General features: G+C 39.4%; 8 protein-coding genes and 2 pseudogenes. 1 reads left to right on the top strand and 9 read right to left on the bottom strand.

Features of this window, described 5'->3' with window-relative positions:
* Positions 1–291: pseudogene (locus RCO25_RS15150) on the top strand (IS4 family transposase); the annotation flags it as partial.
* Between the two features lie 417 nt (positions 292–708).
* On the opposite strand, the gene RCO25_RS15145 reads toward RCO25_RS15150, so the two are convergent.
* The 9 genes and pseudogenes from RCO25_RS15145 to RCO25_RS15105 form a co-directional block, all read right to left on the bottom strand.
* Positions 709–1071, bottom strand: coding sequence for a hypothetical protein (locus RCO25_RS15145; protein ID WP_308996973.1), 363 nt, complete (start codon positions 1069–1071; stop codon positions 709–711).
* 227 nt (positions 1072–1298) lie between these two features.
* Positions 1299–2705 (bottom strand): UDP-N-acetylmuramoyl-L-alanine--D-glutamate ligase, encoded by a 1407-nt coding sequence (gene murD / locus RCO25_RS15140; RefSeq protein WP_308996972.1) that lies wholly within the window; start codon positions 2703–2705, stop codon positions 1299–1301.
* Between the two features lie 365 nt (positions 2706–3070).
* Complete coding sequence (locus RCO25_RS15135) at positions 3071–3850, bottom strand: hypothetical protein (protein ID WP_308996971.1); 780 nt, start codon at positions 3848–3850, stop codon at positions 3071–3073.
* A gap of 27 nt (positions 3851–3877) precedes the next feature.
* Positions 3878–4378 (bottom strand): hypothetical protein, encoded by a 501-nt coding sequence (locus RCO25_RS15130; protein WP_308996970.1) that lies wholly within the window; start codon positions 4376–4378, stop codon positions 3878–3880.
* Positions 4375–4788, bottom strand: a complete 414-nt coding sequence (locus tag RCO25_RS15125) for a MerR family transcriptional regulator (protein ID WP_308996969.1) — start codon at positions 4786–4788, stop codon at positions 4375–4377. Before RCO25_RS15125 ends, RCO25_RS15130 begins: the two co-directional genes overlap by 4 nt.
* Positions 4789–5387: 599 nt before the next feature.
* Complete coding sequence (locus RCO25_RS15120) at positions 5388–5792, bottom strand: NUDIX hydrolase (protein ID WP_308996968.1); 405 nt, start codon at positions 5790–5792, stop codon at positions 5388–5390.
* A gap of 359 nt (positions 5793–6151) precedes the next feature.
* The gene (locus tag RCO25_RS15115) at positions 6152–6619 is read right to left on the bottom strand and encodes a nucleotidyltransferase family protein (RefSeq protein WP_374992117.1); all 468 of its coding nucleotides are present in this window, start codon (positions 6617–6619) and stop codon (positions 6152–6154) included.
* 135 nt (positions 6620–6754) lie between these two features.
* A pseudogene (locus tag RCO25_RS15110) lies at positions 6755–7126 on the bottom strand (IS1595 family transposase); the annotation flags it as partial.
* A 326-nt stretch (positions 7127–7452) separates the two neighbouring features.
* Entirely contained in the window at positions 7453–8643 is a 1191-nt protein-coding gene (locus tag RCO25_RS15105) for a YfbR-like 5'-deoxynucleotidase (protein WP_308996967.1), read from the bottom strand.
* Positions 8644–8879 lie beyond the last annotated feature (236 nt).

Below are 8879 nucleotides of genomic sequence, written 5' to 3'. Positions count from 1 at the left end.
ATCATCCAAGAGATTTTTGCAAGAATGATTATGTACAATTTCGCTGAAATGATGACCTCGCACGTCGTCATTTCCCAAATGGATAAACGGCACCAATACCAAGTTAATTTCACGGTCGCTGTTCACGTTTGTAGACATTTTCTGCGCTCAAAAGGTGATGAACCCTTGCCTAATGTTGAAGCACTGATTCGCAAAAACATTTTGCCGATTCGACCCGTTCGCAAAGGGCAGCAGAATACGCGCAAAATCCGCTGGAAATCAGTCGTGAGCTTCGTCTATAGAGTAGCATAATTCGTTTCACATGAACATTTTTTAAAGCGGACACTCCATCCGCTTTGTTTGCTATGCGCTTTTTCTTTGCTTTCCCCAAAAAAACAAACGGCACAGGACTTTTCCCATGCCGTTTTGGATTTCATTTTTATTCCTGTTCTTGTCTTTGAGCTAAACTAAATGACATTGACCAAACGGCAGCCCTTTCGGTGTTCAACTATCGTTACCCGTCAATCCCATCTATATATCGAGACACTGTTTCCAATCGTAATGGGGATGTCATAGCCAGTTTTATTTCGTTCCTTCAATTCAATACCATGACCAACCGTGTAAATCCCGACATTCGGCGTGATCAGTCAGTCATCACCGAACCAAACCTCCACCCAATACCAAGCGGTTTTTACCTGCTCGGTTTCTTTTTTCTTGCATTACTCGGCATCATGCAAAGGCATATCTGAACAATCCGTAATACAAAGGTCCGACCATGACAACAAATGTTATCAACATCCAGACTCTCCTCGCCACAATCGGCAGCTCCTCCAGGATTTCTTCCCCTTCATAACCTTTTAAAAGCATCGTGAATGATAAATCCCACAGAAACGCTGCCACGGAGACAAATTTCCAGACAGTAGGATTTAGAATAGCTGTTTCCGTAACGTACCCGAACAATCCAATCCATGTAATGATGGATACGACGAAATCTATTTTGCTAAGTTTCGACTTATATTTTCCTTTTATTAAAAAAGTGAGGGAAGCTGTTGCGAGCAATCCTAAATAAATCGTCCATAAAACGTCAACCATACATTCTCCTCATTCTTTTTCTTTATACTTTTGAATTTGATGACCCTTCGCCATCCTATTGCTATTATAGCTAATCAAGTCCATAACCGATATATTAAATCCCTTTCCATATTTAGGGTGTATTTTGAGAGGAATGATTGGATATCGACCTATGGAATACTGGGTAGTCCTTATTCAACTATCCTGCCCGTTAGCTTAATAAAGGTTAGAATTTCAAATCAACATCATCATTTATAAAGCCCTAGAACAGCCTGTTTAAAAATTTGTCCACGTTCCTCAAAAGTCGCAAACATATCCCAACTAGCGCATGCAGGAGAAAGAAGTATAATATCGCCCACTTCTGTCAGATCCGTGGCAAACTGTACCGCCTTTGTCATAGTATCTGCAGCGACAGGTTCATTTTCAATCAAAACTATATTTCTAATTGCTGCTTCTTGTGCGATATGTTCAATCTTATTTTTAGTTTCGCCAATAGCGATCACTGCTTTTACTTTATTTTTGAGATGCGGTATTAGTTCGAAATATTCCATATTCCGTTCTAATCCTCCTGCAATAAGTACAATGGGTGCATCGAAGGAGTGCAATGCCTTGATCGTCGCAGCTGGATTTGTAGCCTTAGAGTCATTATAAAAAGAAATTCCATTTTGTTCAGATACAAATTCAATGCGGTGTTCTACTGCATCAAGGTCGCATAAAACCTGAGCAATTATCTCTGACTTTATGCCTGCTGCCTTACCTACTGCAGTTACAGCTAATGTGTTTTCGATATAAATCTTTGCTGGCATACAAAGATCGTCTACAAGAACTATCTGCTCCTCTTTCCCATTGTGGTCACGAAATATAACACATGAGCGGTCATTAGTTTCTTTCAGATAAACTCCCGTGTTTAATTCTTCTTTCACAGAGAAAGGGATAACTTTGGCTTTAATATGTGGAATTAGACTTTGACATGCCGAGTCGTCCCAATTAATCACAGCTATATCTTCAGACGTTTGATTATCGAATAGTTTAGCTTTTGACGATACATAATCTTCTACAGAACCGTGATAATCAAGATGTGTAGGTGTTATATTTAGCAACAGAGCAACTTTGGGTCGAAAGTTAACTGTACCCTTCAATTGAAAACTGCTTAACTCGACCACTAGAGTGTTTCTTGCCGTCAACTGTTGTGCGACCTCACATAAAGGCACTCCGATATTACCTGCGATGACAGGTGACATTCCTACCTTCTCAAGTAGTTTCCCGATCCACGTTGTGACGGTCGTTTTACCGTTAGATCCCGTAATTCCGATGATCGGGGTGTGAGATATTTGGAATGCAACTTCAACTTCAGATACTATCTCTATTCCTAAGTCCAAGGCTTTCTGTACTGGTGAAGTGGAGTAAGGAATACCAGGATTTTTGACCACCAAGGATACACCAGGGTGTATCAAATTTGTTGAATGAAACCCGCATACAACAGAAATACCCATTGCCTCAAGTTCTTCAGCCTCTGGGCATAGATCTCGTTCCTTTTTATCATTCACTTTCACAATTGCACCAAAATTGTGAAACAATTTAGCCGAAGCTACCCCGCTTTTTGCCAAACCAATAATGATAACCTCTTTATTACAATAGTCTCTCGGATGCTTCACGGCATTTTCACTCCTTTTGTTCTTAGGCTTGGCGATATTTCAGTTGGTGATCTATCGAACAGTTTCATAAGTATTATTTTACATTTTCTCTATGGATTTAATTACTAATTTATTTGCGCTATACTGCCCTTTAGTGGGGAAAAGGCAGCCGAGATGGCTGCCTTTCATTTAGGTTATTGAGCTATCGTTCCCCGTTAGTTGAATCAGGAAATTTTAATAAACTTTGTCCCTTCATCTCTGCGGTTTCCGAACAAATCCTTCTCTTTTACAATCATACCGCTACATTGACCCGAAGGTCCCAAATTAAAATGTATCTTCATGCTGACATAATCAAGATAAAATGTACTCAGATCTTCTGGCTTCAATTATCGATCTCCAAACCCGAATAGTTGACCGTCTTTCAACTCAACGTGGATATGAAGGTTCAATTCCTCGTTGTAGTACACCCCGACATATTTCATAAGTTCAGTATATGGAATAATTGGATCGGGTACGCAAGACCAGCAGAAGTGATCCACGATGGTGTGATAATAAGAACTCCAATCCCAATTGGTATTCTCGATCGACAGAGACCATGGACTGCACATGCTATTCGCAATTCCAGCAATTTGCGCAAAATCCATCAAAAAGTCGAGATGTGCTTCTGGATTTGTCTGCCCCCGATTCACATAATAGGGTTCTTGTTTAAATTCCTCAAATTTCGCATTTAGCCAGTTGACTCCTCCTTTTGCGTTCATCATTCTTTTAATCCCAACCATTGGGTCACTCTGATACAGATACACTAAATGGAAATCAAAATTCGTAAACCGTGCACATATGCTTTCGATGAACCGAATAATCGCTTCTTTATCCAGATCCATATGGAGCAGATGAAGAATGGGCGCCTGGAATAATACTGACTCCATCACAAAAGTAGCCTTTTTGTCCCTTAGTTCTTCTAAGAACCGATCCCAATTCAATAAATACTGTTTCATCCAAGCCGCAGGGTTAGCAATCGTCTCCGTTATCAAGATTGGATGATGGTATGTAGTTTCATGGAAAAGCTGCGTCGTATTTCCGTTCCGTTCAGACTGCAAGGCGAGGAATCTTGCTGTTGTAGACTTTCCCGAACCAGGAATTCCCTCGACAACGATCAATTTCAACATGCTCACCCCCCAATGATTAAAGCGCCTTCAAAAGTCAATACGATATTTTTCTTCTAAAAATGCATATTCATTTACCGTCTTGTATGTTTTGGGCTGTGGTGTGACATTGTCGTCTTTTGCTGACTGTAAATTTTTTAGAAACGTTATTACGTTTTCATCAATCACTAAGCCCTCCATATCACCTTCGTCGGCAAGGGTCATCGTGACAGTATTCTCATATTGTGATGTTGTGGTATCCTTGGACTTCAGGGTTAACACCGTATTTACCGTTGTTTGCTCGAAGTTTAATTTTTCCTTCGTGTATAGTTCAATCAGGAGGTGTTGTGTCCATTTTGTACGATGATCGATTAGAATGGAGCCTGACTCATCCTCATAGTAACCAGTCAAATTTTTCGTGCGGAATATGCCGTCTGGAAGGATAATGCCCACTTGTGCTCCCTGAACATCCAGAGGGGGGATCTCAATTAACAGGTGGTTCATGCCCTCTTCGTTTTCCATCATGGATTTGGCTATGCTGGTTTTCATCATTCGGTGCTGCCTCCTTTAAGGATTTGGGCCACCGAGTTAATTACCCGTTCCTTAATCTCTACGGAAATTCGAGGACTCAACGTGATCAGCACATCGTCGTTGACCTTGACCGTTTCATGATCGTTGTTGGGCTGATAAAAGGGCATGAGTTCCCCGATTTTACGGATTTCTTCGATAGGCATGGTGCCAAGCTTTTCTTGGATTACCTGCAAGGACTCGCCCGCCTTTGACAAAGTACGTATTGCGCGAAAATAGTCCAAGTGACTAACTGTGTACACTCGTTTATTGCCAACCAATTCAAGTGGAGGGACTAAACCGATCTGCGTATAATAACGAACCGTACGTAAGTTCATCCCTTCGTCGTGTTCTTGCAAAATTTCTGAAAGTTGTTTTGCAGTATAGTAAGCCATATTATAACCAGCCCTTCTTCACACTTAAAATACAACCGTTACAGTTTACTGTAACACTTACACCATACTGTAACATAATTGAGTTGTCAAGATTTTACTTAACACAAAAAGGCTACCGATTGTCGGTAGCCCCATGAAACTAAACTGCCAAATAGCTTAACGAGGCTGCCGATGCCTCGTCCTGGTTGTGTATTGAGCTAACGTTACCCGTTAGCGTAATAATCTAAGGAGAAATTTAATCCACTTGGGCTCGTATGCTTCGCTAATTGGGATCCCTGTATAATATTTATGATAAGTGTCCATTTCCCATATCTTCATGAGCCCCTCAGGAACTTCATACTTAAATATGGTAGAGCCATGATTCGCCCTATAATAATACTCTTTACATGCAACACAGTACAAAACCTGCGATCCATCGGAGGAATATGAGTAAATACTAAGTTCAGTGCTACAGGCTTCGCATCGATTATCCGTTTGCGGTTTAACCAATCAAAAAATACCTTCAGATTATCATCTCCTGTCGTAAAAAAAGAAATTTCAATCGCATACTTGTATGCCGTCGTGAACTATCGTGTCCCGTTAGCGCAATGATTGAATATTTATGATTCTATCGAACTCCACACCTTAATTAAAAAATCCTGATCCTCAGGGTATGCATGTTTACACTCCATTACATCATCCAACGATTTCCATCCAACATTATGTATGATACCGTCAGGATCATCGATCCTTTGTTGGCCACCTATTAATTTCACTTCAAAGTAATGTGTTTTTACCTTTATTCCACTAGCAGTTTGTTTATTTTTAACAAAAATTTCTTTCACAACCTCAACGTCATATCCTGTTTCCTCTTTTACTTCTCGCACACAACACTCTTCAAGTGTTTCATATTTTTCTAAGCCTCCTGAAGGAATGGCCCATTCAATTAAGTCTTTACCTTGAACCATCAGTAGTTGTTTCTGGCTATTAATGCACACAGCTGCCGAACCTATCCATTCTTTCATAAGAGACCTCCATCAAATATTTATATACATATTCAAGGCACAAGCTTATCATGGCCATCGGGGTCTAACAGGGTAGGATTAATTCCAGTTGATTATATTGCTTCTTCTTTAAATATATTGTTACATTTGTTGCAAATATAAAGTTTGGTTATGCCTTCTTTAATTTTCGTATATTGTGGATCACCTGGTTCCAACACAAACTTTTTTGCACATGACATACATCTAGCCTCCAAAAAATCACTCCCTTAAAAGAAATGTTCAACCTAATTTTACCATGCAATGAAATTTTTCTGTATGACAATAATATGAATACGTATACATTTCACATTCTTCAGTATTTTCGAATAACTCACTAATGACTATGGCTGTTTAGGAATAAATAATGCGAATACGATCCCATCTTGCAGCCCATTTTTTTCTGTGATCCGTTGTTCATAGATAGTCCGTTTATCTTTTGACGTGAAATAGGGAGTAGGACGTACGATTAAGTTGACCAAATCCTCTACGCCATAAGGAGCAACTAAAACCACTTCACCATTCGAATTTAAATAAACTCCTATTGCCGTACAGACTTCAGGGTAGTTTGACAGTCCATCAGCGGTGGAAGTGTAGGGGACATGACCATTTTTAGTGTGCATTCGTGCCTGATTTTTCACAGACCAAGGAACTGAAGAATTAATCTTCTTTAGACTTCGCTCATACTCTTTTTCGATGGATTCGTCGGTGTGTTCGGGATCAAAATACACTACGTCGACGTCAGGCAAACGTGTCTCTTCGAACCCATGAAGGTAATCCCAAACTTTAGATCGAACAAAACCTGCACACACCAATCGGGCAACCCCAATGTTTCAACGACACGAAGGACCTGCATCATTCGTTCGTCATCTTTTATCAAACGAACAATATCTTGTTTTTGCAACTTTCAACCTTCTCTAGGTTGTTCAACTCTCTTGCCCCATAGTTCAACAATAAGCCATCCGTCGAAGTCTGGCATTCGTATCCTTCACAGAAAACAGGCATGAAGACGCCAACATGCTCTTCTTATTCGCCGTTGTGTTCTCATAGTCCTTGCTGTCGAGATAGCGGAACCACGCCAGGTAATGCTCCAAATACTTTGTTGCAACCCCATTGAAGCGGTACATCCATTTTTTCAGACGCCTATGGTAGCTGTTGACGTTCTGGATATGGTAAACGCCTTTGACGCGCTGTTTCCCATCGGACTTGAATCGGTAATGCGCCAATCCCTTTTGATTAGCATAGGAACTGAACGCGCGCCAGGAATCAGTACAAAGCACGTTGGAGCTCGACAGGTGATAGCGGATGGCTTCATCCAGCTTCGTTGTACGGATGCATCCACGCCAACCATTATTCCCTTGGTTCGCGATTGCAAAAAGCGGTTGAGTTCTTGTTTGCCGTTATCGTCCAATGCGTCAGCAAGTCTCTTCAATTCATTCATTTCCATGGGTAAATCTTCTCCGAACCATAATGTTACCTTAATTACAGAACGAACGTTCGATATATTCAAATATCAACAATTGGATTTAACATAGCCAAATATATAAGATACTCAACAAAAGACTATCTATGAAATCACAAAAGGGCTGCTCGCATAGATCGCTCGCAGCCCTTATTTTGTTCAACCATAATTTATATGATATTTTTATTTAACAAAATTTACGTATGTCAAATCATGCAGAATGTATGCTAGAAAGAAAATTACACACGGGTTTTCGAATTGATGTTGAATTTTTGTTAGCTGCTCATAGTATGTTTCTGCATAATGAGGATTGTTACGCATTTCTAAATTTGTTTTTATTAATGCATCAATTTTATCTGCAATATCCACCATTTCTCCTTCGTAAGTTTCATCCTTACAGTTGATCATAAAATCTCCCATATCTTTGTGAAAAAACGGAGGAAGTTGATTTACCATTGTACGAGCTATTTCTTTCTCATATTCTTCAAATGCTCTTTTGATATCTTCAGTAGATTTTTTTATGGTTGAACCGACATCCCCACTTATACCTTCAACAATATCATGCAAGATAGCTTTGCACACCAAGCGGTATACATCTAGATCATTTTTTCCAAATCGCTCTCTTTCAAGGAATCCATTAAATAGGGAAATTGCCGCTACACGGAAAGAATGAGTAGCATCGTTATCAGGAACAAGGTTAAAATTTCCACTCCACCGCTCAACTTTATCAAGGTTTAATATATAGCTCAAAAAGTTATATGTCCCTTCCTGCTTATCAAATTCCTGTGCTAACCATCGTATCGACTGAAGTTCAGAGTTCTGTATTTTATCATGAAGAAGTTGAAACTGAGAGTTGAAGTAAGAGCTGGAATCCGAAATGTCTTCCCGATGACAGAATAACATCGCATCAAAAGTGTCAATTTCCTTGACAAGTTTCCCCAAATAAGTGTCATCTTCAGCATTTACGATAAATTCTTGAAAGTATGGTCGCAATGATTTAGATAGGTACGAAACAATAGTATGGTTGACTTCATCTTCAAGGTTTTGAATGTATTTATTAACGACGCTGTCTTTTTTAGTAATATGTTTAATGCTGCCAGTAACCGTTTCATTTAAATCATGCAATAATGCTCTTGCTAGCAATGATAATTTATCTATTTTGTTAGCGAAAACTCTTTCTTCAATAATCCCCAACAAAATAGCTAATGCAGCACATCGAAAGCTATGACTTGCTGCATTATCTTTGTATCTTGGTGCATAATCGTTCCACCTTGGAACATAATGCATTTTAATAATAATGCTTGTAAACTTTCCATTCTTCATTATCCAGCCCTCACCTTTTTGTAAGATTAAAGGAGTATGTAAGACAAACAAACGTTCCTCCTGGCATTATAACAAAAAAACAGTAAAAGTGTGATCATGCGTTATCTAGACTAAGTTGATGGATTAGCGCTATTGTTGGTGCTTTATTCATTATTTGCATATAATTAATGAAATATCACGATAACAGACAGTAATAAGGCATACTGATTCCCTATGAGAACGTCAATAAAGAAAACTTAGTAAAAAAGCTAAGAAGCATAAAGTATGCAATATTCAGTATGCTGCAC

The sequence above is a fragment of the Paenibacillus sp. LHD-38 genome, assembly GCF_031157315.1.
GTDB lineage: Bacteria > Bacillota > Bacilli > Paenibacillales > Paenibacillaceae > Pristimantibacillus.
The sequence above is the reverse complement of the archived record's forward strand: the minus strand, read 5'-3'. Positions and strand labels throughout refer to the sequence as shown.